At 58.5% G+C, this 24,689-nt stretch carries 18 protein-coding genes and 1 riboswitch; of the genes, 12 read left to right on the forward strand and 6 right to left on the reverse strand.

Going from position 1 to position 24,689, the window contains the following annotated elements; genetic code table 11:
- Positions 1-27 precede the first annotated feature (27 nt).
- Positions 28-1,491, reverse strand: coding sequence for a C1 family peptidase (locus tag CKROP_RS02565; protein ID WP_012731181.1), 1,464 nt, complete (start codon positions 1,489-1,491; stop codon positions 28-30).
- 57 nt (positions 1,492-1,548) lie between these two features.
- Positions 1,549-2,979 carry a C1 family peptidase gene (locus tag CKROP_RS02570; RefSeq protein WP_012731182.1) on the reverse strand — a complete coding sequence of 477 codons (1,431 nt, stop codon included), beginning with the start codon at positions 2,977-2,979 and terminating at the stop codon, positions 1,549-1,551.
- Positions 2,980-3,168: 189 nt separating this feature from the next.
- Between CKROP_RS02570 and CKROP_RS02575 the strand changes: the two genes are divergently transcribed.
- The 10 genes from CKROP_RS02575 (at position 3,169) to CKROP_RS02625 (ending at position 15,981) form a co-directional block, all read left to right on the forward strand.
- Positions 3,169-4,020, forward strand: coding sequence for a TatD family hydrolase (locus CKROP_RS02575; RefSeq protein ID WP_041628760.1), 852 nt, complete (start codon positions 3,169-3,171; stop codon positions 4,018-4,020).
- Positions 4,021-4,269: 249 nt separating this feature from the next.
- Positions 4,270-5,436, forward strand: a complete 1,167-nt coding sequence (locus tag CKROP_RS02580) for a resuscitation-promoting factor (protein ID WP_012731184.1) — start codon at positions 4,270-4,272, stop codon at positions 5,434-5,436.
- Positions 5,437-5,445: 9 nt separating this feature from the next.
- Complete coding sequence (gene rsmA, locus CKROP_RS02585) at positions 5,446-6,375, forward strand: 16S rRNA (adenine(1518)-N(6)/adenine(1519)-N(6))-dimethyltransferase RsmA (protein ID WP_012731185.1); 930 nt, start codon at positions 5,446-5,448, stop codon at positions 6,373-6,375.
- Positions 6,376-6,405: 30 nt separating this feature from the next.
- Positions 6,406-7,731, forward strand: a complete 1,326-nt coding sequence (locus CKROP_RS10565; protein WP_012731186.1) for a GHMP family kinase ATP-binding protein — start codon at positions 6,406-6,408, stop codon at positions 7,729-7,731.
- Positions 7,732-7,813: 82 nt separating this feature from the next.
- The gene (locus CKROP_RS02595) at positions 7,814-9,634 is read left to right on the forward strand and encodes an ABC-F family ATP-binding cassette domain-containing protein (protein ID WP_012731187.1); all 1,821 of its coding nucleotides are present in this window, start codon (positions 7,814-7,816) and stop codon (positions 9,632-9,634) included.
- A gap of 72 nt (positions 9,635-9,706) precedes the next feature.
- Positions 9,707-11,752: an alpha/beta hydrolase gene (locus tag CKROP_RS02600; RefSeq protein WP_012731188.1), complete on the forward strand. Its 2,046-nt coding sequence runs from the start codon at positions 9,707-9,709 to the stop codon at positions 11,750-11,752.
- Between the two features lie 87 nt (positions 11,753-11,839).
- The gene (locus CKROP_RS02605; protein ID WP_012731189.1) at positions 11,840-12,172 is read left to right on the forward strand and encodes a putative quinol monooxygenase; all 333 of its coding nucleotides are present in this window, start codon (positions 11,840-11,842) and stop codon (positions 12,170-12,172) included.
- Positions 12,173-12,235: 63 nt separating this feature from the next.
- Positions 12,236-13,699: an L-serine ammonia-lyase gene (locus CKROP_RS02610; protein WP_012731190.1), complete on the forward strand. Its 1,464-nt coding sequence runs from the start codon at positions 12,236-12,238 to the stop codon at positions 13,697-13,699.
- 63 nt (positions 13,700-13,762) lie between these two features.
- Entirely contained in the window at positions 13,763-14,683 is a 921-nt protein-coding gene (gene ppk2, locus CKROP_RS02615; RefSeq protein ID WP_012731191.1) for a polyphosphate kinase 2, read from the forward strand.
- 128 nt (positions 14,684-14,811) lie between these two features.
- Positions 14,812-15,981 carry an enoyl-CoA hydratase/isomerase family protein gene (locus CKROP_RS02625; RefSeq protein ID WP_012731192.1) on the forward strand — a complete coding sequence of 390 codons (1,170 nt, stop codon included), beginning with the start codon at positions 14,812-14,814 and terminating at the stop codon, positions 15,979-15,981.
- Between the two features lie 81 nt (positions 15,982-16,062).
- On the opposite strand, the gene CKROP_RS02630 is transcribed toward CKROP_RS02625, so the two are convergent.
- The 3 genes from CKROP_RS02630 to CKROP_RS02640 all read right to left on the reverse strand — a co-directional run bounded on the left by CKROP_RS02630 (position 16,063) and on the right by CKROP_RS02640 (position 20,237).
- Positions 16,063-16,797 carry a nicotinamide mononucleotide transporter family protein gene (locus CKROP_RS02630; RefSeq protein ID WP_012731193.1) on the reverse strand — a complete coding sequence of 245 codons (735 nt, stop codon included), beginning with the start codon at positions 16,795-16,797 and terminating at the stop codon, positions 16,063-16,065.
- A 46-nt stretch (positions 16,798-16,843) separates the two neighbouring features.
- Positions 16,844-17,015, reverse strand: a riboswitch (FMN riboswitch).
- 124 nt (positions 17,016-17,139) lie between these two features.
- Entirely contained in the window at positions 17,140-17,784 is a 645-nt protein-coding gene (locus tag CKROP_RS10570) for a TetR/AcrR family transcriptional regulator (protein WP_012731194.1), read from the reverse strand.
- Positions 17,784-20,237, reverse strand: a complete 2,454-nt coding sequence (locus CKROP_RS02640; RefSeq protein ID WP_081429383.1) for an MMPL family transporter — start codon at positions 20,235-20,237, stop codon at positions 17,784-17,786. The genes CKROP_RS10570 and CKROP_RS02640 overlap by 1 nt, the downstream gene beginning before the upstream one ends.
- Positions 20,238-20,513: 276 nt before the next feature.
- On the opposite strand from CKROP_RS02640, the gene pip reads away from it, so the two are divergent.
- A complete protein-coding gene (pip, locus tag CKROP_RS02645) occupies positions 20,514-21,584 on the forward strand; it encodes a prolyl aminopeptidase (RefSeq protein ID WP_012731196.1) in 1,071 nt (356 codons plus the stop codon).
- Between the two features lie 44 nt (positions 21,585-21,628).
- Here the strand turns inward: pip and CKROP_RS02650 are convergent, their stop codons facing one another.
- Positions 21,629-23,278 (reverse strand): peptide chain release factor 3, encoded by a 1,650-nt coding sequence (locus tag CKROP_RS02650; protein ID WP_012731197.1) that lies wholly within the window; start codon positions 23,276-23,278, stop codon positions 21,629-21,631.
- 200 nt (positions 23,279-23,478) lie between these two features.
- On the opposite strand from CKROP_RS02650, the gene CKROP_RS02655 reads away from it, so the two are divergent.
- Positions 23,479-24,648: an NAD(P)H-dependent flavin oxidoreductase gene (locus CKROP_RS02655; RefSeq protein ID WP_012731198.1), complete on the forward strand. Its 1,170-nt coding sequence runs from the start codon at positions 23,479-23,481 to the stop codon at positions 24,646-24,648.
- Positions 24,649-24,689: the final 41 nt, after the last annotated feature.

Genomic DNA, 24,689 nt, shown 5'->3' on the forward strand with positions numbered 1-24,689 from the left:
AGAATAGCGCTGGCTGTTATCCGCGAGCTAGTGCGCGTGAGCCAGTGCGCCCATAGGGTCCCACGCGGGGAGGACATGGGGTTCCTTGCTCAACGCGTCCTGATATTCCTTGGGCAGCCGGGCCTTCGGCACCGCGATTTCGTACACGTTCTCGGAGAACCAGGAATCATCCATCGTCCAGAAGCCCTTGTCGGCCTTATCCGGGCCCCACGAATTTTCGACGCGCCACCGGCGGGGGTTAACGGTCTCCGGCAGATCGTCGGACGAAGTGACAGTGGTCGGGTCGAAATCGTCGTTGGAATCGTCGACAAGGTCAACCCCGGTGAACACCATGGCGTGAGTCATCATGGAATCGCCAGACAGCAGCCGGTCTTCCTTGGGCATGGAGAGGTCCACACCGTAAAGGGTGTCGTAATCGTACAGGTCAAGCGACCAATATCCCTGGTCAGCGTTCGATTGTGCCAGCGTGTCGCACCCAAACCACACAGGGTTGCCATCAACCAGCGCACCCACAGCAGCTTTCTTCAGCACCTCGATAGGCGCGTTGAGGTAAGTGACCGGCTTCGCGCCGACAACATTGCCCAGGTATTCGACGGTAAATGTGTCACCGTAGGGGCTGGTCGAGCGCGGATCGTTCACGACGCACACATAGTCGTCGAGGTCGCTAGGGAGGTAGGTCGCGGCGAACTCCTGCGGCGTCATCGTGCCCTTCCGCACGAACTCGTTATCCTTCGTGCGGTATTGCCACACAAATTTTTCCGGCGGCACACCGAGGTGGATGGTGAGAATGCGGTAAATGCTGGTCATGGTCTCGTCATGAATGGCCTTGACCGCGTCGCTATCGGTGTTGTGCTCGTTGTCCTCTGCGACGGCATTGCGGATGCGTGTCGCCCCAGCGCGCAGAACCGACGCCAAGTCGCGGTTCATATGCCGCGTATTAGAACTCGATTGCGTTTCGGGCATTGCGTATTGCGGAACAACACCATATTTGTTGATCAAAGCGACAAACATATTCCATTGGCCACCGTCGTCAATGGGTGCCTGCAAAAGATGCTGAATAGTCCGATCCTCGATAGGGCGATCGGCTAATTCTCGCATCGCGGTGAGGAAATAATTGGCTTTCTCCAGCTTGTCATAAAAAGAAACATAGTTTTGAGAAAGCTCGAAGTCTTTAATCCCAGTTTCTGACATAACATTGCCGCGCATGGAATTAAGTCCCGAGAAAATCCAGCACCTGCCAGATTTCTTTTGATTAGCGACGGCCCACGTATCCGTTTTATGCGACACGGAATGGTCGAGGGAAATCACACGCTGACGGTTGAGAGCGACCTTATCGACGTCGGTCGTGGTGACCGCGTTCATCGCGATCCGGGCTGACGAGTCGGAGGCCACTGCCTCAGAGAGACTCGCTACGGCTTGAGGAGCCAGAACGCCGGTGTTGCGCGAAGAATACTGCGGTGCCGGGGTGCTGTGGTTGTCAGAGGAAGTCATAGGTGTCCTTGTCATAGTTGGTGGTTGGTGCGGGAGTTCTGCGTGATGTGCAGCGGGTTAGACCATGGAATCCCACAGAGGAAGGACAGTGGGTTCGTCGTCGAGGTGTGCGCGAAGCTCGTCGGCCAGCTCGTCGCGATGAACGACAATGTGGAACACACTCTCGTTGAACCAGGAATCGGCCATCGTTCCGTAGCCCTTACCAGCGATTTCTTTATGCTCCTTGTGGTGCTTGGTTCCCCACGAGTTCTCTACACGCCACCGACGGGGAGTGTCGGAATCGGTATCGAAATCAACGCCGGTGAAGACCATCGCGTGAGTCAACCGGGACTCGGCGGTCAGCATGCGGTCAGCCTTCGTCGTTGTGGTGGTGATGCCGTAGAGCTGGTCCAGCTGAATCAGATCGGCGTCCCACACGCCGAGGTCCGCACGGAACTGCCGGTTGACGTCACAGGAGAAAAACACCGGCTTATCTTTGCGGAGGCGCTCAATGGCCAACGACTTCATGGTGTCCAGATCCACGTTGAGATAGGTGAAGTCCTCCGTGCCCCACATGTCATTTTGGAACTGGGTTGTGTACCGATGTCCGACGGGCACATCCGCGCGCGGATCATGCGCAATGTTGACGTAATTGTCCAGGTCATCGGGTAAGAATTCCTGCGCGAACTGCTGCGGTGTGTAGGTGCCGCCGCGGTGGAAGGTGTTGTCTTTGTCGCGATACTGCCAGACGAATTCGGTGGGCGGAACACCGAGGTGAATGGATAGGACCCGGTGAACGTCGCGAAGCGCGGAGGCAATGATGCCATTCTGGTCAAAGCCCTCAGTGTGGGTGTCACGCTCGGTGTCCAGCGCATCCCTCAGCTGAAGAGCGGCCTTGCGCACAATGGTGTTTAACGCCCGATCCATGTGAGAGGTCGAGGAACTCGATTGCGTTTCCGGCATGACATATTTGGGAACAACACCATATTTCTTCACCAAATTAACGACGTAACTCCACTGGCCGCCGTCGCTGACGGTGAAAGTAAATAATGTATCAATGGCGCGATCGCGTAATTCCTGTGCTGACCCGGTATGCGACGGGCTATCCGCTGATATTATGGAGCCGTCATACAGTCCTGCGACGGAGCGAAGGAAGTAATTCGCTTTTTCGAACTTATCGAAAAATTGAAGATAAGACTCCGAGAATTCAAAATCTTCAAGATTAAGGGAACGCGCAATTTCGTGGCGAAAAACATTCAACGCCGCGAACATCCAGCACCGGCCGGATTGCTTCTGATCGGTCACCTTTAAGGAATCGAGCTTTATTTCTGACGATTCGTCTAATGCGACGACGGCGTCGCGGTTCAGAGCAACATGATCGACGTCGGTGGTGGTCACGGCGTTCATCGCGACGCGGTGGGTGGGGTCGTCGGCAATATTGGCACGAAGCTCAGATAGACGTGTATCCGACAGCGCAGTCAATGGTGAGGTAGACGAAGATTCGGTCATGCTTGTCTCCTTAGCAATGCGGTTCAGCAATACAGTTCAGCAATGTGGCTCGACATAGCGTTTCACACATGGGTTACAGATGGGCCACGAACAGGGTGTGCTCGGGCATTGTGTGTGATGTGTGAACATAGTAGGGGACGGGGACATGACTGTTCACGTCCAGCCCACTGGATTAGTTAGCCTAAAGGTATGAGCAAGAAGCGTCGCCCTGAACCGAAACCGCCCGAATTCCTGCCGCACCTTGTGGACGCTCATACCCATTTATGGGCCACCGGAGCCCATGATGCAGCCGGGATTTCGGAGCTGATGACCCGAGCCGCCGGCAGTGGTGTGGAATGGGTGTGCACCGTAGGCGACGGATTAGACGAAGCGGAGAAAGCCCTCGAGGCCGCGCATCTCCATCCCGATGTTGTCGCAGCGTGCGCCATCCACCCGACGCGAGCCGGCGAGCTGACCGACAGCGTGCGCGCCCGAATCGAAGAAATGGCTGAGGATCCCCGCTGTGTCGCGGTCGGGGAGACCGGGCTGGATTATTACTGGCTAGGCAAGCTCGACGAGTGTGCGGATAAGGACACCCAGCGCGAGGCCCTGCGCTGGCACGCGGACTTGGCGCGCCGGGTTAATAAACCGCTCATGATTCACAATCGTGAGGGCGACGAGGACTTGCTGGCCATTCTCGCCGACTATGGCGACGATCTCACGGTGATGCTGCACTGCTTCTCGTCGCCACTGGACGTCGCTGAGGAAGCGCTGAGTCGGGGATATATTTTGTCCTTCGCGGGGAACTCCACATTTAAACGTAACGACGAGCTTCACGAAGCGGCTCGCCGCGCCCCGGTGGGGCAGATCACGGTAGAGACCGACGCGCCCTATATGACTCCGGAGCCATTCCGCGGTGCGAAGAACGAATCCGCATATGTCGGCTACGCGGCCCGTCGGTTGGCTGAAGTAAGAGGGGAGACGTCTGAGGAGTTTGCCCTCCACACAGGCCAGACCGCAGCAAGGATTTTCGGGGTGGAGCGCTCGAGCTCGGAGGACTAATTTCGGGCGATCGGCCCCGTTTTTCTGTGTCCTCTATCACAAATCGAGGGGGTTGGTTCCAAGGCTAAGTTCAGCATATGGCCAGTTCATAGAAGGAAAATTGGCCAAATGTTACGAAAGTGTCACAAGTGATGGCAACTTTTGGTTACGGATCCGTTGCTTCACCCCCATCTAGTTGCTACTCTGTCGAAGTTGTTATCAGATCGTGACTTTGGGCAGGCTCCACCATTCTGAGCCGGAGAGAAAGACGTGAGCACTCAGAAGAAATCTCGCATCCACCGCATTAACCACACCTCCTCCACGCCAGTGCGTGTCGCTACCGGCGGCATGCTGGCCACCTTGGTTGTCGGTGGCGCTGTTGCAGTTAACGCTCAGAAGAACCTCATCCTGAACGTTAACGGCGAAACCTCCCACGTCAGCGCGATGTCCGGGGATGTCAAGAGCATTCTCGCCTCACACGATGTCGACCTTAAAGATGGCGACTTCGTTTCCCCCGCTGCGAACAGCTCCGTCAAGGACAAGCAGGAGATCACGGTTCGCACCGCCCGCCCCGTCACCCTGACTGTCGATGGCGTCCAAAAGACCATCCAGTCCACCGCCCTCACTGTTAAGGACTTCCTTAACCAAGTCGGCACCATCAATCCGGACGATTACGTGTCTGCCCAGGGCAGCACCAAGATCCCGGAAAGTGGCATGAAGCTCGAGGTTGTGCCGCTCAAGGACATCACCCTTGACGACGGTGGCCAGCTCGGCGACATGAAGGTCCCCGCTGTCACGGTGAAGGACTTCCTTGACCGTCGTGGAATCAAGCTGGGTGCCGACGACAAAGTCACGCCGGAGCTCGGTAAGAAGCTGGTCAGTGGCGACAAAATCACCATTGAGCGCAACAAGACCGAAGACCAGACGGTGAAAGAGGCTGTGGAGCCGACCGTCCGTTACGTTGACGACCCCAACAGCCCGAAGGGTTCGGAGACTGTCGTTAAGCCAGGTAAAGCTGGCGAGCGCGAAGTGACCTACACCGTCAAGTCCCGTAACGGCCAGGAAGTTCAGCGCTGGGAAAAAGCCTCCAAGATCCTCTCTGAGGCCACTGAAAAGGTCATTTCCCGCGGCACGAAGGCAGCCGTCGCCTCGACCAAGTCCTCTTCGGCATCGGCTCCCGCTGTTGCTGGCGGATCGGTATGGGACTCCATCGCTCAGTGTGAGTCTGGTGGAAAGTGGAACACCAGCACAGGCAACGGCTTCTCCGGTGGCCTGCAGTTCACCGACCAGACCTGGCAAGCATTCGGTGGTGGGGCATACGCTCCTACCGCTGCCGGCGCTACCCGCGAGCAGCAGATCGCCGTCGCTAACAAGGTTCAGGCTGCCCAGGGTTGGGGAGCATGGCCGGCCTGCACGTCGAAGCTCGGAATCCGCTAACCTAACGGTGTGAATCAACCCCCCACTCCTCCGCGTACCGCCGATCATGTTTCTTCAGCCGTCCAGCTTTTGGGGCCGAAAGAAATAAGAGACCTCGCGAGGACCGTGGGGGTTGTTCCAACTAAAAAGCGTGGACAAAACTTCGTCGTTGACCCCAATACAGTCCGGCGCATCGTCGCCACTGCTGACTTGTCGCCCGACGATCACGTTCTCGAAGTCGGTCCGGGGTTGGGCTCGTTAACGCTTGGCCTTCTGGATGTTGTCTCAAAAGTGACGGCGGTGGAGATCGATACCACGCTGGCTGAACAACTCCCGCACACCGTAGCTGAGTACGCCGCGACACGCGCAGAAAACCTCGACGTGATCTGCGCTGATGCGTTAGCACTCACCGGCTCAGTTGCCAAGGACTTGGGTACGAATCCTCCGACAGCGTTCGTCGCCAACCTGCCCTACAACGTGGCAGTTCCGATTCTTCTGCACGTCCTGGAGATCTTCCCGACGATCACGCGCGTTCTTGTCATGGTCCAGGCTGAGGTCGCCGACCGCCTTGCCGCCGAACCGGGGAATCGCGTCTACGGTGTGCCCAGCGTGAAGGCTCGCTTTTACGGCCAGGTTCAGCGCGTAGGTGCCATCGGGAAAAACGTGTTCTGGCCGGCGCCCAATGTGGATTCCGGGTTGGTCAAACTTACTCGCGGCACGCGGCCATGGCCAACTGATTCCGCCGCGCGGTCCCAACTATGGCCGATTATTGATGCCGCGTTCGCACAACGTCGAAAGACCCTGCGAGCTGCCCTGAAAGGGCACTATGGAAACGCGGCCGCAGCAGAGAACGCTCTCCGGGAAGCCGGAATCGATCCGCAACGCCGCGGGGAGACGCTGTCCATCGACGAATTTATCTCGCTGGCACAGTTGTCGGCGGGCACAGAAACACCCTACTAGTCGATAACGGGTGGTTGAGGAGGTGAAACCATGACATCCAGTAACAGCGATAGACCTGTGTTCAATTCAGACTGGGACCAGTACATCGACGGCTGGGACGGTGTCACGGGACAAGCGCCGGCTGTCCTGACGGTGTATCTCCAGGCTCACTCGTCAGGTTTCACATCCGTCGCGCAGTCGGTTTCCCTAGAGAATTCCGTCACTATCCAGCCAGTCACGGACGCGGAAAGTGGTTCTCGTCGTGGTCTAAGAGAGGCATCAACCGTCGATAGATCACCACTGACGACGGGCCGCGTCGTCCACGATCTTTCCGTCGGCGGCAATGTGCCGATGGGTCAGCTGCCAACCGGGACCGACAACGTCGTATGGAGGGTCATCGAGAGGATCGCTGAGGCCTACCGCTTCGTGATGTCGCCATCGCTGGCCCTGCCACGAGTTGATGTGAAGATCACGAAGCGCATCCCGTTGTCGGCGGGCTTAGGTAGTAAAGCAGCCGACGTGGCAGCAGCTATCGTGGCCGCCGACCGATTCTTTGGCTATCACTTCATCGTGCGCGCGATGGGATTCTCGGCACCAGGGGGAACAGAGGCCAGCAGCGTCGGCTCCCTGGCCAGTGACGTTCTGCGCCGCATTGCTCGGGAAGAATGCCCCGACGAATACGCCGCGATCGAACTTGCCCTCGAGGGCGGTACGAGCCTGATCAACCTGGACCACGATGCCCAACCAGGATCCGACGTCACAACCCAGCGGACGCCACTTCTGGCGCGAGGTCCCTTGTGGTGGGTGATAACGCTGCCGGTAGTCACGTCGCCAGAGATGGCGATGCCCTGGGCCGCGCCATCGCCAACCCACGAGGAACAGGCCGCTCAGTCCCACAACAATCCGTCCGTCCAGCACTATGATGACGAAGACGAGGACGCCGACGAGACCGGGGCAGGGTTGTGCCACCGCGTCGTCGAGCGCTTGGCCGTACAACGTGCGGAGATGGCGTCGGGAAAGAGATCCCAGTACCGCGTCGGCAATATAGAAGACATTGAGCGCGCGCTCGTATCGGGCGACCCCACGGACGTTGCGAAGACGATGGGCAATGATCTGTACCCGGCAGCGACCAGCGTTGTCCCGTCTCTTCGTCGGGTTATTCAGGCGGGCACGCGGGCGGGTGCCCTCGGCACCATCGTGGCTCAGCAAGGGCCAGCCTGCGCAATGCTGTGTGCCGACGAGGACCACGCCCGCGACGTGCAGGCCGAATTGGCGGGGAGCGGCGTTGTCCGCACAGCTAGAATTGCCCCCAGCCACAGGCCGGGAAGCCAGAGTGGTGCGCATCTCGTCTCTGATGAGGATAAAAAATCGCCCTAACCATCACCCTGTGGCTGCCCGAAACGCATGCCACCAGCGTCGCCTGTCCCACGCCCACACGAGTAAGGAGTTCACAGAACTAATGGCAGCAGTACGCCCGCTCATCACGACGGATTCCGTCACCATGACCCGCAGCATCACGACGGTGCTCGACGACGTGACGGTGGCGGTGAATGAGGGCGACAGAATCGGTGTCGTGGGGCTCAACGGCGGCGGAAAGTCCACCTTGCTCGGTGTTCTGACTCGAAGCATCGAGCCCGATTCAGGCCGAGTCACCCATGGGCGCTCTGTCCAGATCGCGACCGTGGCCCAGCGTACGCAGAGCTCTTCAGCCTCCGTCATTCAGACGATCGTGGGGGAGAAAGCCGCCTACGAGTGGGCCGCCGACCCCGAGGTGCGGTCCATCATTGCCGGCCTTGATCTGTCGGAACTGTTGGACGAGCCGACCGATTCCATCTCCGGTGGCCAATTCCGTCGGGTCATGCTCGCCGCCGCCTTGGTGCGAAAAGTTGATGTCCTAGTTCTCGACGAGCCCACCAACCACCTCGACATCGAGGGTGTTCAGTGGTTGGCGGACCATTTGCGACACCGGAATTGCGCCCAAGTGATTGTGACTCACGATCGCTGGTTCTTGGATACCGTGGCGACGCGCACATGGGAGGTTCACGACGGTTCGGTGGACACCTATGAAGGCGGATATAACGACTGGATGTTCGCCCGTGCCGAGCGCCAGCGCCAGGCCGACGCGGCCGAGCAGCGTCGCCAAAACCTGGCGCGGAAAGAGTTGGCGTGGCTGCGTCGCGGAGCACCCGCCCGCACGTCGAAACCCCGATACCGGGTGGAAGCTGCCGAGGCGCTCATCGCCGACGTCCCGGCGCCGCGCAACACGGTGGAGCTGATGGCGTTTTCCAAGCAACGCCAGGGGAAAATCGTTGTGGACCTTGTGGACGCGACGATTGCCACGCCTGATGGGCGCGTGTTGGTCGATGACCTGACGTGGCGCATCGGCCCGGGGGAGCGCATCGGCCTCGTCGGGGTCAATGGTTCAGGTAAAACGACGGTGATGTGGACAATCGCCGGCGATTACCCGATGGTGGCGGGGCATCGCCGCGAGGGTAAGACCCTCCGTTTGGGCTGCTTGCGGCAGGAACTCGAGGATATTCCCGAGGACCTCACTGTCATCGACGCAATCAAGGCGGTGGCCGAGTATGTCGTCTTGGGCAACAAAGAAATGTCCGCCTCGCAAGTCGCCGAGCGCCTAGGTTTCCCGGTCAAGCGGCAGCGTCAGCCCGTGCGTGATTTGTCGGGTGGCGAGCGTCGTCGGCTACAACTGACCCGGATCTTGATGTCGGAACCAAATCTTTTGCTTCTCGACGAGCCCACCAACGATCTCGACATCGACACTCTCCAGGAATTGGAGTCGATGCTGGACGGGTGGCCGGGAACACTGATCGTTATTTCGCACGATCGCTACCTCATTGAGCGCATTTGCGACAGTGTTTTCGCTTTGTTCGGCGATGGCGATGTGACTCATCTACCAGGGGGTATCGACGAATATCTCGAGCGCCGACGCTCCATGGCCGATCATGCGGCGTCGGGAACTGGGTTTGCCGCGGGAACAGAGGCCATTGCTACGGGAAGCCAACAGAAGCAGGGTTCCCTTTCGGCGGCTGAAAAACATAAAATCTCTAAGGAAATGAACTCTCTTGAACGAAAGATCGCCAAAGTTCAGAAGAGAGAAGAGAAAATCCAGCAGGATATGGCTGATGTCGCGAGCAGTTCGAATGGCGCGGACACAGAGAAATTGACTGAATTGGATAGAGATCTGTCCCAGGCCCGTGAAGAAAGGGAAGAACTGGAAATGGTCTGGATGGAGTACGGCGAAAAGCTCGAGCAACAGTAGGCTCGCCCCGGATTGTCACTGAGGGAGTGGACGACATCCGGCGGCGGTCAACACAGACCAGGAGGGTAGCGGATGGCGACGGCGAACCAGGGGCAACGCTTGTCACGGGATGTGTCGAAGCCAGGCCAGCAGCTCACCTTCGACTTCGGAAAAGACTTCGACCGTGACGTAGAGTTCTATCGCCGTGCCGATGACGCCCCCGTTTTCCTCAGCACCGCGGTGGACTCTTATTCGGACCGCGACGCCCCGATCCGGCGTCGGCTCATGTTGGCCTGGTTGTGGCTCCGCCCTGACCCCGTCGGTGTAGTCCTGGGCACGGTCGCGTTCTTAATGGCCATGACTCCGTCCCTCCTGCCCCGCACGTGGCTTTTCCAAGGTGTGGTCTGTGGTGTGTCGGCCGTGACGGCGTACGCGGTCGGCGTGGTCATCCACTGGATTTGGGACCTGTGGCTCGACGACCTCATCGCACCCCGGGTGGAGGATTTGTCTTTGCGTCTGCCCCGATGGCGGTGGGGGTCGGACCGTCGGCTCGAAACCGCGATGCGTCGTTTAGAGGCCGAAGCACGAAAACCCACGTTCATGGGCGGATCCTTACGTTTCCGGTGGCGGTTCGCTCTCGACGCGGCGCTGTTTATCGCCGTCCCGATTGCGACGATCATCATGTCCTTGTTTGCGGTCCGGTGGCAGAACCAGATCGCCCGGACGATGGGGGCGGAAGCCTACACGCCGGCGAAGTTCTTGTTGGTCATCCCGGTCGGCCTGGGGTTGTGGGCAGCCGTCGTGGGGGTTGTCCGCCTGCTCATCAACCTCGTCGAGTGGTTGGCCGATCACGGCCCGCAGCGATGGGGAGATGCCACGAGGACTATCGCCGCGTGGCTCGTCGTTGTCGTCATCCTGGTTTTTGTGGGCGACAAGATCGTGCCGGGAACGACGATGTCGGTAGCGGAACGGGTGTTCTCAGTGCGGAATAACAAGATCCGTTCTGACCTGGTCCAGCCGACGGTCCCCGAGCGTTCGGGCAGCCCACAGTCTGAGGCGTCATGGGACGGGCTTGGTGCGTTTGGCACGCGGTTCACGGGTTTGGGTTTGCACAAGGATGAGCTGGAAGAACTCACCGGCCAGCCCGCGAAGGAGCCGATCCGTGTCTACGGCGGGCTCAAGAATGAGCCCGATGATCAAGCCCGCGCGAATCTTGTCGTCCGTGAGTTGGAGCGAACTCATGCCGCCAACCGCGAAGTTCTTTTTGTTATCCCGACGACGGGGACCGGGTGGGTGAACCCGACCGCTGCCCAGGCCATCGAGTTGATGTTTAACGGCAATACCGCGATTGCTGCGGATCAGTATTCGTTCCTCCCCAGTGGTTTGCAGTTCGTTGCGGACAGGCAGCGAGTGAAAGAAGCCGGCAAGGTTCTCATTAACACCGTGGTCGATTGGTGGAATACGCTGCCGAAAGATCACCGCCCGCGCATCTATGTGTACGGCGAGTCCCTGGGAACCTCCGCCGGTGAGGGTGCTTTTTCCGGCTTGCGCGATATTGTGAACTCGGTCAACGGTGTTCTGTGGGTGGGGCCGCAAAATAGCAATAATTTGTGGAGCCAGTTTGTGGCCCGACGCGACCTGGGTACTCCGGAGGTGGAGCCCACCTATTCCGATGGGTTGACCGTGCGTTTTGCCAACGGTCCGAAGAAGATTTGGTCCTGGGAGGAGTCGCACGAACCGGCGACCCGCGAAGATAGCCCGCTATGGCCGGGCCCACGCGTGCTGTATCTGCAGCACCCGTCGGATCCGGTGGTGTGGTGGTCGCCGAAACTCCTCTTCCATCGGCCGGATTGGTTGAAAGAACCGCCCAAAGGGGATCGTTCGCCCGCGATGACATGGGTGCCGATTCTCACGTTCTGGCAGGTCACGCTGGATCTCCCCGTGGCAGCGAACGTCCCCAACGGGCACGGCCACAACTACGGGTTCCAGCTCCTCGACGGCTTGGCCGCCGTTGCCGGGAACGGGAAATTCACTAAAGACGACATGCCACGTCTGAAAAAGCAATTGGCGACGGCCATGGAAGGGCAAGGCCCTGAAAAAGAAGTCGGCGTCGACCAAAAGAAGATGAACGGCAACTAGCGCGGAGAAGCTCCGCCACGAGGATCGTCGTCGCGAGGGCCTCCACCCCTCCCACGAAGTCGGAACCGAATCGCTACCCTGGATGCCATGATTCTTATTAACGTGAGGTACCGCCCGAAGACAGAATTCGTCGAGTCATTCCGCGAGAAAATGGATGAATTCACCCAGGCATGCCGCCAGGAGCCAGGATGCCTGTTCTTCGAGTGGTACCGGAACACCGATGACCCCAACGAATACATCCTGATCGAGGCCTACAAGGATGCGGAGGCCGGCAAGGTTCACGCCGAGTCTGAGCACTTTGCCAAGGGCATTGAGGAGATGAACAAAGTTCTGCAGTCCAGGCCGAAGATTATCAACACGACCATGGAAGATCGCTCCGGCTGGGACGATATGTCCGAGGTCACCATTGATGATGAGTGATATTTTCACTCAACAGCACGTGTGACATTACAGCCGCGTAGGTAGCGCGTTATCCTCGTCCATATGACTGTGAGCACATTTGAACTATTTCGCATTGGTGTGGGGCCATCGAGCTCGCACACTGTGGGACCAATGCGTGCTGGGCTCGAATTTGCACGCAGCTTACGTGAGCACTTAACCACGACATCGGCCGACGACATCCCGTCCACGGCCGATTCGGGTCTTGCCGACGATGAATACGTCGAGCTGGTCGGTGGTGCTGTCACTCAGGATCCAGAGAGCATCACCGTTATTCTCTACGGCTCGCTCGCCGCGACGGGGGCTGGGCACGGAACCCTAGGCGCCTGCCTTTTGGGCCTCGACGGTGCAGATCCGGCAACCGTCGACCCTGATTTCATGGGGCCACGTTTGGAGGAAATTCGGCGCACGCGGACGATCAATCTTGCGGGGGATGAGTCTCTGCAGGTCCAGTGTGGTTTTGAAGATATCGTTCTCCGCCCAACGGTCGTGCGGACCATTCACACGAATGCCGTCACATTTTCCGCCATTGTGCGTGGCCAGCGCTATAAACAAACGTTTTATTCCATTGGTGGGGGCTTTATCCGAACAAAGGAAGAGGTCCCTGATCAAGACGCCTTGACTGGCCCCTGGTTATTCACCTCGAGCAAGGAACTCGTGGCGAAAGCCGAGCAGCTGGGGGGTTCCGTCGCGGAAGTTCAGCGCAAGTGTGAGCAGTCGAGACGAAGCGATCCGCAGATCAACGCTGATCTCGACGCCATCGCGGAGGCCATGTCTGACTGCGCGAAACGTGGGGTGAGCCAGGAGGGCATTTTGCCTGGTGGCCTGGGGGTGCGGCGTCGTGCTCAGAAGTGGTACAGCGACCTTATTATTGATGATCCTCATCAAACAGCTGAGTTTTCCACCGACTGGGTGAACTTGGTTGCTCTCGCGGTCAATGAAGAAAACGCTGCTGGAGGGCGTGTTGTGACAGCGCCGACGAATGGGGCAGCGGGGATCATTCCGGCGGTTGGTTTTTATGCTCTGACCTTCACCCCGGCCGGCCGCAAGGACCCGCAGGGCACTGCGCGTCGATTTCTTTTGGCTGCCGCGGCAGTGGGCTCCTTATATAAGGAGAGGGCCTCCATTTCCGGGGCCGAAGTGGGATGCCAAGGTGAAGTGGGCTCAGCAGCGTCGATGGCCGCCGCGGGGTTGGCCGAGGTCTTGGGCGGAACGCCCCAGCAAGTCGAAAATGCCGCGGAAATCGCGATGGAACATTCCCTAGGCCTCACCTGTGATCCGATTAGCGGGTTAGTCCAGGTCCCGTGCATCGAGCGCAACGCCATTTCTGCTGGTAAAGCCATCAATGCCGCGCGTATGTCCTTGCGCGGCGACGGTACCCACCGCGTGAGCCTGGATGAAGTCATCACCACGATGAAGGAAACCGGCGCGGATATGTCGGATCGCTATAAGGAGACCGCGGGCGGCGGGCTTGCGTTGCACGTCGCCGTCAATGTGCCTGAATGTTAGGTTTCACCTGCCGGTATGTACTATTCGAAGTAGGGTATGTGATCAACCAGGAGAGGCCCCACGATGAGCGATTCGCCGCAGACCACGAATACACAGGATTCTGGCTCAGAGGAATCTCGGCAGAAACCCAAGAAACTCGACCGGAAAGCCTACGAAAAAGAGCTCAAGCGTCTGCAAGCTGAACTCGTGGAAATGCAGCAGTGGGTGGTATCCACAGGTGCTCGCCTGGTCATCATCATGGAGGGCCGCGATGCCGCAGGTAAAGGCTCTGCCATCAAGCGGATCACCCAGTATCTAAACCCCCGGACGTGCCGCATTGAGGCCCTGCCGGCCCCGAACTCGCGTGAGCAGGGGCAGTGGTATTTCCAGCGCTATGTCGAAAAATTGCCGACGAAGGGCGAGATCGTCATCTTCGACCGCTCGTGGTACAACCGCGCTGGTGTCGAACGCGTGATGGGGTTCGCGACGTCGGAAGAGTACCGACGTTTCCTCCACCAGGCACCGATTTTCGAGCGCCTCCTCGTCGAAGATGGGATCATGCTGCGTAAGTATTGGTTCTCGGTGTCCGACGAAGAGCAGCTGCGCCGGTTCGAGTCGCGCCGGGATGACCCGCTGCGTCGGTGGAAACTATCGCCGATGGATATGCAGTCCATCACTCGCTGGGAGGACTATTCGAAGGCGAAGGACGAGATGTTCGTCCACACGGATATTCCCACCGCGCCGTGGTACACCGTCGAGAGCGAGGATAAAAAGCGGTCGCGTATTAACGTGATCAACCATCTCCTCTCCTCTATTCCGTATGAGCACATTGAGCAGGACATTCCTGAAATGCCCGAGCGTCCTGCCCGACGTGACTATGAGCGCCCGCCGCGCAGTGACTTCCGCTATGTGCCTGATGTGGCCTCGAACTTAGAGAAAGATAAGGTCAAGGCGAAAAAGAAGGCAAAGAAGAAGGGCAAGAAGAACAAGGATAAGAAGAAGTAATCACTGCTGGGGAGCCACCGTTCGGGGGTGCGCGGTGCTCTCCATTCCGGGGGCATAAATGAGGGTGATTTCGCTCTTTTTTGGCGAAATCACTGTCATAAACGGGTGGGGAGTGGAAGACTGCGTTCATGGCAGACGCACAGAAAAGTGACCAGCAACATAGTAGTGACAATCAGCACACCGCAGCCGGTGCAGGGGATACCGCGTCGGTGACGTCACCGACGGATGATGTTCACCTCTCTGTCCACGGTTCTGTGGGCCATATCGTTCTTGACCGGCCCAAGGCACTGAACTCGCTGAACACCGACATGTGCGCGGCGATAGAAAATGCATTGACCGCGTGGTCGACTGATCCGGCGGTCGATGTTGTCGTCATTACATCGTCGACGCCGAAAGCGTACTGTGCCGGCGGCGACGTCAGGCGCGTCCGCGAACTTCAGCTTGAAGGCACGGAAGAAGGGCGTGCTGCTGCTGATGGGTTCTTCACGAACGAATATCGTATGAACGCTCTGTTGGCAGAGTTTCCGAAGCCATTCGTGGCCGTGATGAACGGCATTGTCATGGGTGGTGGCCTGGGGATTTCCTTGCATGGCTCCCACCGGGTGATTACGGAACGCACGTGGGCCTCGATGCCAGAAATGGCTATTGGTTTCTCGACGGACGTGGGAGTGTCCTACGCCATGCAGCACCTTCGCCAGCCTTATGGGGATCCCGACGGGACGACGTCGAATGGTCTAGCGCTGTTTATGGGTTTGACGGGTTACCGCTTTACGCAGGCCGACATGTTGTGGTCGGGGATGGCCACGCACATTATTTCCTCGCACGAGGTGGAGAACTTCGTGGACGCGATTGATGAGCACGGACTCGATTCTGCTTTAGACACCTATGCGCGTCCGGCCGCCGAGGCAGGACCCTCGTATTTAGCTCGCCATATTGAGGAGATTAACGACATCTTCAGTGAAGGCGATTGGTTCGATATTGAGGCGAAGCTTGACAAGGGTGGCTATGACAAGGAGCTCATCGCTGTTATTGATAACCTGTTGAGCTCGGCGAATCCATCCTCGCTGGTGGCAACGACGTTATTATTCCGCGCGAATGAGAAAGCGGAAGATCTGCGGCAAGGCCTGAAGAATGAGTACGAGGTAGGAAAGGTCCTGCGCTACCAGGAGAATTTTGCTGAAGGCGTCCGAGCGGTCCTGGTGGATAAAGACAATCGGGCGAGCTTTGACCCGCACGTCACCGCCGAGGTCAACCCCGAACCGTTTGAAGAGGCCTTGGTTACCGCTCAGTCCGAATAAGGCAGTGAGCAACGCTGCCGCGGTCGCGGGTTAGTGCGGCGCGCAACGTGCAAAGAGCAACGCGCCCGCCGCTCACGTCCACTACACGGTGATTGAGTGTGTCTGGCGGTCCACTTGCTCGAGGCTCGTGTTCTGTTGCAACCGTGCCCACACAACGAATCCCCAGATCACGAAACCCGCGTACACGATGTACAACACGGCAGAAGGGTAGTAACCAGCTGCTAGAAGGAGCGGAATTCCGACGAGGTCCACACCGATCCAAATGAGCCAGAATTCCGTCCATCCTTTCGCCATCCCGTAGGTGGCCAGCATGGAACCGACGAAAATCCAGGCATCGGACCACGGCCCCCAGGATCCCAGGGCGCTGAATAACCAGGCGCAGACAATAGTTCCGACGACTGCGACACCAACCATGGTGAGCCGTTGCCGTGCCGTTGCCCAGTGAGGCTCCACAGCCGCTTCGGTCGGTTCCGAGACGATTGATCGCGAGGGGTCGGTGTCCTGGCATTCCCGGATTCCTCGCAGCCGGGCAGCCCGCCACTGGTACCAGCCATAAGCGCTGACGATGAGGAACATCACCTGACGCCCAGCCTGGCCATAGAGGTCAAGATTTTGCGGGGTATCAAACACCCCGCCCAAGAACACGGTGAAAAGCAGAATATTGCCGACGATACCCACCGGCCATGCCCACACCACTCGTTTCATGCCCCCGACTGCAGAAGCGAGCCCAAAGAGGTTGCCGATGATTTCACGCCACAGAATGGGATAGCCGGCGATGACGACTGTGGCGTCGAGAAGATGAGAAAAAGGATTCACGATGTTCTCCGTAGCAAGACGACGTGATCCTCAGAGGCATACAGAAATACATTCTCTTCCATCCGGACTGTGACCGTCGGCTCCGGAATTACACCGGATCTGCTAGACCCCTCATGTGCACATCCTTGCACGTGAGAGCGCTCGCGGGCTTACCTCTTCGTCTCTGTCAGAAGGGGTTCACCGCCGGTGGGGAATTTCACCCCGCCCTGAGAACGAACTCTATGTTACTCACTCACACAAATGGCGCTGCCACAACCCAATAATGAGTAGTGACAGCGCCATGAGGTCACACCCGCCGGCGGACGTGAACTGCAGTATCCGGCAGCAGGGGTGGGGTAATGGTTACGCGACGGGTGCGTCGATAAACCGATCGCGGATTGTTGCGAAGGATTCGTTCATTGTTTTCAGAAACTCCTCCTTGGCAATGCCCTGACCAGCCAGAGATTTACCGCGTCGTAAACCGAAGCTGGTAATCACAGCGTTGATTGCGGCAATGGAGAGCTCGTAGAGCAAGCACACGTGCAGGGAACGAGGAGAGACGGTGGTGCCGCGCCGGGTCGACTCACGAGCAGCAATGGCATCATGCATGGTCTCAATGTTCGCTTTGCACTGGTCCGCGAACTCGGAATTGTCGGATCTCAGAAGATAGAGTCCGATGGCTTCCGGGTTCGTCGCCGCCCATCCCTTATCGAAGATGGTGCGAATGAGCTCTTCGGCCGCGTGCTCGAAGCACGAGATCGTGTCCCACTCGGCGGGCGCATTTTCAATAATCGACGCAAACGAATCAAGCAGGTTTGAGCACTGGTACTGCAGGGCTTCATTGACTGAGGAGAAGTAGTTGTGGAATGTCCGCACGGACACTCCGGCCTCCTCAGCAACCGCCGCCACGGTTAACCCCTCGATGCCCCGATGGGTAATTACCGTGAGCGTCGCGTCCCCGATTGCTTGTCTCGTGGCCGCTTTCTTCGATTCGCGAAGGCCAGTCATTAGTCAGCATCTACTTTCGAACTGCCTGTTGAGCGTCCTCCACCGGAGCGACGGCTACTCGGTTCCGGAACGACCGGGTCAGAGATATTCGGGTTGCTGGTGGCGTCGTCGGAAGCGGACCGATCGCTCTCGTGAGATCCGCTCTGCGCTCCATCTTCGGAACCCTGACCTCCGTCGTCGTCGGGAGTAATATCCTTAATTCCCTCGCCTTCGACGTCGACCCGCGGCGTAATCTTCGCCATCCACTTAGGCAGCCACCAGGCCTTTTCGCCAAGGATGAACATGGTCGCCGGAATCAGCGTCATGCGAACCAGGAAGGCATCGATGAAGACCGCGACGGCCAGCGCGAAGCCCATGGTCTTAATGACCTGCATGTCCTGCAGCATGAACGCTGCGAACACGGAGATCATGATCAATGCTGCGGCGGTTACGACGCGGGCACCGTGTTTGAACCCGTTGGCCGTTGCATTGCCGGCTGTCTTTCCGTGATGCCATCCCTCGCGCATACGGGAGACCAAGAACACTTCGTAGTCCATGGCCAGACCGAAGACGATACCGATCAGGATGATCGGCAGGAACGAAATGATGGGTTGCGGGTCGGAAATGATGCCCAACCAGCCCTCTTGGAAGAATCCGACGGTCAAGCCGAAGGTTGCGCAGACGGTCAGCCCGAACCCGAGAGCCGCGATGAGCGGGACAGGGATCGAACGGAACACCAGCATCAGGATGAAGAAGGCCAGGACCAGGACGATGGCGATGTAGGGAACCAGCACATTGTTCAGACGATCGGAGATGTCCGTCTCAATAGCTGTGACACCTGTGATGCCATAGTGAGCGCCGGTTTCCTCAGTGTAGGAATCTTCCTTATCGCGGACTTTCTGCATGGTGTCCTTGGTCTTGTCGTCCACCGTGCCTGTGGTGGGGACAATCAACACCTGGGCAGTATCGCCGGAGTCATTCACCTGGCTGAGCATGGCGTTCTTCACACCGTCAATGGTGTTGAACTCCTGAACAGCCTTGGCAAAGGCAACCTGGCGCTGATCCTGCGGCACATCCTTGGCGTCGATGACAGCAACGAGAGGTGCGTTACGGCCGGGACCGAAGGCGTCGTCGACCATCTCATAAGCCTGCCGGGGCGACTCATTCGGATCAGAGGTGGCGTCCGTAGGCAGGGCAAGGTTCATGCGCGTCATGGGCAGTGCCACCAACACAAGGGCGATGACTCCAACACCCAGGAACGCCCACGGCTGCTTGCGGATGATGCGAACCCATCGCAGGCCCATGGTTGGCTTTTCACGTTCCGGATCGGGTGCCTCGATGAACGGCACATTGCCCTTGAAGAACGCCTTGCCAAAGAGACCCAAGACGGCGGGCAGTAGCGTCAATGCCACCAGCACCGCGATGGCCACCGTGGCAGCAGCGGTCAGCGCCATCGTTGTCAAGAATGGAATCCTCACAACAGAGAGCGCACACAGCGCCACGATGACGGTAAGGCCCGCGAACACCACGGATGAACCGGCGGTACCCACAGCGCGTCCAGCAGCGTGAACCCGGTTCGAGGTCGAGTTGGATAGCTCGTTCTTGTACCGCGACGTAATGAAGAGCGCGTAGTCAATGCCCACCGCGAGACCCAGCATGGAAGCGAGCATCGGTGTGGAGTCATTCACGCTATCGACCAAACCGGTCAGTGCCATCACGCCCAAGTTGCCGATGAGCACACCAACCAGCGCCGTGATGATCGGCATACCGGCAGCAATCAAGCTACCGAAGGTAATAATCAAAACGACAAGGGCGACAGCAATACCGATCAGCTCTGACGTGCCAGAACTCGGCTCCTCCATCGTGAAGGCCTGTCCTTCATACTGGATGTCCAAGTTCGATGAGCGTGAATCGTCGACAATATCTTTGAACTTATCTATATCCGACGACGGAATGTCGGAGACAGTATCGGCATCGAAGGTGATGTCCACCGTGCCGGTCTTCTGATCGCTTGATAGCGGCGAGACCGACTCGATATTCTTGGCAATCTGCTCTTCCGGCAACTGCTGTTGCTGGCCGACGGCCGTGATCTGCTGAGTGATCCCAGCGGCAGCTGTAGCAGGATCCACCATCGAATCGGAAGACTTCAGGATGCCGGCGTCTTTGAGCTTGGTCAGAGTGTCGTTGACCGCTTGTTGTTCGTCGATATCAGTGAGCTTCTTCCCATTTTCGGCCTGGAAGACAAGTTTGCCGGTGGGGGCAGTGGTTTGGTCTTCCGCTCCAGGGAAGCGCTCCTTCATGGTGTTTTGAGCTTTTTCGCTCTCAATACCGGGGATCGAGAAAGTGGAGCTTGTTGTAGTTGATAGAGCAGCTGATGCCGCGCCCATCCCGATGAGGATGAGCAGCCACACGGCGATGAATCGCCATTTGTGCTTGTAGGCAGCAGTGCCTACACGGTAAAGAAACCGCGCCATAGGTAGCCAGCCTTTCTTAGAGGGGTGATTACCTCCTACAGGGGCACTACGCGGACTGCATGACTTTGACGCGTAGGAGGAGGACGTAGCCACAGTAGAGAAAATTGCACAATGTGTGCAACTTTTCGTGCCTCTCGAAACAGAATTGTTACTTAACGGCTGTGAAACGCATGTGTACTGCATGAAATAACGCGTATATAGCAAGAAATAGGCAGTAACGTGGACGAACTTCTTAGCGGACGCGCGATGAGTCACCAATGTGGTTAGGTGGGAACCATGAACTCAGACGACGTCCAGATTGCGACAGCAAATAAGGGCCTCTACCCAGAGACGACCCCATTCAATGAAGGAACCGTCGAACGACCCGTTGACCCTGACTCCCCAGCGAGCACCCAGCACATCGCCTATGCCGAGTACGGAAATCCGGAGGGCATTCCCGCCGTCTTTATTCACGGTGGCCCGGGCGGCGGAACCTCAGCCAAGGAGGCTCGTTTCTTCAACCCCGATAAGTACCGGATTATCCTCATTGACCAGCGCGGATGTGGGAAATCAACCCCACACCTGGCCGACCCCGACACCAACATCGACGCAGAACTCTCGGTGAATACCACCTCCGAATTGATCGGCGATATCGAAGCGATCCGAGAAACCTTAGGCATCGACAAGTGGGTCGTGTTCGGCGGATCATGGGGTTCCACCTTGTCGCTCGCCTACACCCAGGCCCACCCGGAACGAACCCTGGCGATCGTCCTTCGAGGCATTTTTATGCTGCGACGGACCGAACTCGATTGGTACTACAACGGCGGCGCAGCCTACATGTTCCCCGACAAGTGGGAGCGCTTCCTCTCTGTCATTCCCGACGATAAAAAACCGGAACCGCTCAACCCGGCTGGAATGACACACCTTCCCGACGTCAACCTCATCGACGTCTACCACGAACTGCTGCGGTCGGACGATCACGACACAGCTGTCGCGGCCGCCCGGTCGTGGAGTGTGTGGGAAGGATCGACGTCCTACCTGCACGATCAGCCCACAGATACGCATGAAGATGAATGGTTCGCTCTAGCCTTCGCGCGCATCGAGAACCACTATTTCGTCAACCACGGGTTCCTTGAGGGAGGGCAGCTGTTGCGCGACGTCGACAAGATCCGCGAAATTCCCGCTGTGATTGCTCAAGGGCGTTACGACGTTGTGTGCCCGCCTATTACAGCGTGGCAGCTGCATCAAGCCTGGCCGGAAGCCACGTTCGTGTGGTCACCGACGTCCGGACATGCGTCGTATGAGGAGGAAACAACGTCGACATTGGTGTCGGCAACAGACCGGTTCGCCGAAACGTTCGCGTCGTAAATAAGGCGTCGTAAATAAGGTGGCCGAGGTGAGTGCGGCTGGAACTAGTCAGCGACCATCGGCTCGAGCGTGAACTCCGGATGCTCACGCTCAATGAACTGCAGTTTCCACTTGTCGCCGAATAGGGCAATGAGCTCACCATCATCACGGGTGAACACCTCCACACCGCGCTGGCGGTTGAGCTCCGGGGCGGACTCGTGGTCGGTCCGCCGAGCCACCGAATACGGAACGGGGCTCGTTTCCGTCTCGACGTTGTACTCGTTCGCCATCCGGGCCTGCATGACCTCAAACTGCATGGGCCCGACGGCAGCCATCACCGGCGCAGCGTCGCCACGAGCATCGTTGCGGAGAATCTGCACCACGCCCTCCGACGACAACTGCTCCAACGCTTTGCGGAACTGCTTGTATTTGCCCAGCGAGCGAGCGCGCAACGTACGGAAATTTTCCGGCGCGAACTGGGGCATAGGGGCAAATTGCACCTTCGTGCCCTCATAAATCGTGTCGCCGGGAGCTAATGACCCCGCGTTAACGAGCCCCACAATGTCGCCGGGATACGCCGTTTCGACCGTCGACCTCGTTCGCCCAAACACGGTGAGCGCGTATTTCGTCGAAAATGAGCGGCCAGATTGCGCATGAGTAACCTGCATCCCGCGATCGAACTCGCCCGACACCACCCGCATAAAGGCCAGCTTGTCGCGGTGATGGGTATCCATACCAGCCTGAACCTTGAAAATCACGCCGGAAAACGGATCTTCCGGTGAACGCTCCGTGTCGATGGCCCCCGTCGCCTTGCCCGCTGATTCGAGAACCTTGGGATCAGTTTTCCGCGGCCCCGGCTCAGGAGCAAGTTGGCACAGCAAGTCCAAAATCTGATGCACACCAAAATTCAACATTGCCGACGCGAACACCACAGGAGAGGTGGTGCAGTCCAGGAAAAGCTCCTGGTCATGGATGGCGCCATCCATGGTGAGAAGCTCGCACTCTTCGACCGCGGTGTCCCACACATCGCCTTCCTTCGACGATGCCTCGTCGGGGGAGTAGTGCTCCTCCGGGGCGATCGTTGAGCCACCCGCGGTGCGCAAGAAGTGAATATATTCCGTGACGTCACCGTCGGCGTCGCGCCGGGCGAGGCCGTGGAAGTCCCCAGCCATTCCGACGGGCCAAAATAGCGGTGTCGGCTGCAGGCCGATTTCGTCGACAATCTCGTCCATGAGCTCGAGGGGAGCGCGGCCAGGGCGGTCCCATTTGTTAATCACCGTAATGATGGGAAGGCCACGCGCTTTACACACCCGGAACAGCTTGAGCGTCTGCGGCTCCAGGCCCTTCGCGCCGTCGATGAGCATGACAGCAGCGTCCACAGCGGTGAGCACACGGTAGGTGTCCTCCGAAAAGTCCGCGTGACCAGGGGTATCAACTAAGTTAATGACGTAGGGCTCCGTGCCCTTCGGCGCATTTTCCGGCAGATACTCGAATTGGAGAGCCGACGAGGCGATGGAAATACCACGATCCTTTTCCATCTCCATCCAGTCCGACACGGTGGACTTGCGGCCGGCCTTGCCATGAACAGCCCCGGCTTCGGCGATCACATGGGCGTGGAGCGCTAGCGCCTCGGTGAGTGTGGATTTACCAGCGTCGGGGTGTGCAATCACTGCGAATGTTCGGCGTCGGGCGCTTTCCTCCGCGACTGTACTCATCTGAGCGTTCCTTTTCCTCTCGCTGGTCTCCGGGCTGTTTTATTTCGCCGGGTTGATTTGCCGGTTGTGTCCGGCTGCCGCAATGGCGTCAGTGTAGGCCGTCGTTAATCTAACCGCTCTATGATAGCCGCACCACAGTGGGGGCAGTGTTTTTAGTGTTTTACCTTTCTGCCCGGTCATGACGCTGTACTCTCAGCGCCATGAATGAGACCCAGAACACACAACCGAAAGAAGCCGCACAATCAACAGTGAAATCGAGAGCCTACCGAACCATTATCGCCGCCCCGATGGCGGGAGGTCCCTCCTCGCCGGCGTTGGTTGATGCCGTTGCTGCCCACGGAGTGCTCGGTTTCCTAGCAGCGGGCTACAAAACCCCAGAAGCGGTAGAGAAAGAACTTGACGACGTTGCTCAACGGGCACGACAACGCGGTGCACAACCCTTTTATGGCCTCAACCTTTTTGTGCCACAACCCAGCCCCTCGGGAGTGGACCGCGATCGCGCTGCGGCATACCGCGATGAGCTGGCGAACGATTACGAACGATTCGGTGTGGCCGAACCCGAGTTGAACTGGACTACTGACGACCAGTGGGAGGGGAAGCTCGCGGTCATACGCCGACGCCTCGCCCAACGAGAGCAACAAGGGGAGGGTCCCGCTGACGGTGATAATCACGACGAGGCCGTTTCGGTCCCCGATGTCCTGAGTTTTACCTTTGGTCTCCCGTCCGAGGAATTGGTCGACGAATTCCAATCGCGCGGAATTGAAGTGTGGGCAACTGTCGCCACCACCCACGCAGCGCAGACCGCGGCCGACCGAGGCGTGGCTGCTGTCGTTGTTCAGGGTCCGGAAGCCGGTGGACACCGCGCGACAATGACACCCGATGAAGAGCCCGGCTCCGAGCCATTGATGTCCTTTGTACAGGCAGTATCCGATCTATTCGCGAACACGGACGCGCCGACGCGCCCAGCCATCATCGCGGCAGGAGGCATCGCGACTCCCGATCACGTAGGAGAGGCGTTACGCCACGGGGCGGACGCCGTTGCAGCCGGAACCATTTTCGCCGCGACGGACGAAGCGGGAACGAATGAGCCTTACAAACAGGCACTCATTTCAGCGACGGCCGACGACACCGTGATCACCCGCGCGTACTCCGGGCGGCCAGCACGCGGGCGTCGCAACGCGTTTATCGACGCCCACCCCAACGCACCATCGGTCTATCCCGCGGTCAATGGGCTCACCTCGCCGATTCGGAAGGCCGCGACCAAGCAAGAGCAGACGGATTCCATGTCATTATGGGCTGGTCAGAGCGTTGAATACGCCCATGGAGGAACCGCTGGCAGCGTCGTCGATCTTTTACTTCAAGGCAGGTAGTGGATAAGAAGTACACGGCGCACGGGTACGCACTGTTTTAT

Source organism: Corynebacterium kroppenstedtii DSM 44385 (genome assembly GCF_000023145.1).
In the GTDB taxonomy this organism is placed as follows: Bacteria; Actinomycetota; Actinomycetes; order Mycobacteriales; family Mycobacteriaceae; genus Corynebacterium; species Corynebacterium kroppenstedtii.

Coding starts and splice junctions, on each gene's coding strand:
- CKROP_RS02640 (WP_081429383.1), bottom strand. CDS start 20,237: ATGGCGCGGTTTCTTTACCGTGTAGGCACTGCTGCCTACAAGCACAAA.
- CKROP_RS02650 (WP_012731197.1), bottom strand. CDS start 23,278: ATGAGTACAGTCGCGGAGGAAAGCGCCCGACGCCGAACATTCGCAGTG.
- CKROP_RS02605 (WP_012731189.1), top strand. CDS start 11,840: ATGATTCTTATTAACGTGAGGTACCGCCCGAAGACAGAATTCGTCGAG.
- CKROP_RS02595 (WP_012731187.1), top strand. CDS start 7,814: ATGGCAGCAGTACGCCCGCTCATCACGACGGATTCCGTCACCATGACC.
- CKROP_RS02600 (WP_012731188.1), top strand. CDS start 9,707: ATGGCGACGGCGAACCAGGGGCAACGCTTGTCACGGGATGTGTCGAAG.
- pip (WP_012731196.1), top strand. CDS start 20,514: ATGAACTCAGACGACGTCCAGATTGCGACAGCAAATAAGGGCCTCTAC.
- CKROP_RS02625 (WP_012731192.1), top strand. CDS start 14,812: ATGGCAGACGCACAGAAAAGTGACCAGCAACATAGTAGTGACAATCAG.
- CKROP_RS02570 (WP_012731182.1), bottom strand. CDS start 2,979: ATGACCGAATCTTCGTCTACCTCACCATTGACTGCGCTGTCGGATACA.
- CKROP_RS10570 (WP_012731194.1), bottom strand. CDS start 17,784: ATGACTGGCCTTCGCGAATCGAAGAAAGCGGCCACGAGACAAGCAATC.
- CKROP_RS02655 (WP_012731198.1), top strand. CDS start 23,479: ATGAATGAGACCCAGAACACACAACCGAAAGAAGCCGCACAATCAACA.
- CKROP_RS10565 (WP_012731186.1), top strand. CDS start 6,406: ATGACATCCAGTAACAGCGATAGACCTGTGTTCAATTCAGACTGGGAC.
- CKROP_RS02610 (WP_012731190.1), top strand. CDS start 12,236: ATGACTGTGAGCACATTTGAACTATTTCGCATTGGTGTGGGGCCATCG.
- CKROP_RS02565 (WP_012731181.1), bottom strand. CDS start 1,491: ATGACTTCCTCTGACAACCACAGCACCCCGGCACCGCAGTATTCTTCG.
- ppk2 (WP_012731191.1), top strand. CDS start 13,763: ATGAGCGATTCGCCGCAGACCACGAATACACAGGATTCTGGCTCAGAG.
- CKROP_RS02575 (WP_041628760.1), top strand. CDS start 3,169: ATGAGCAAGAAGCGTCGCCCTGAACCGAAACCGCCCGAATTCCTGCCG.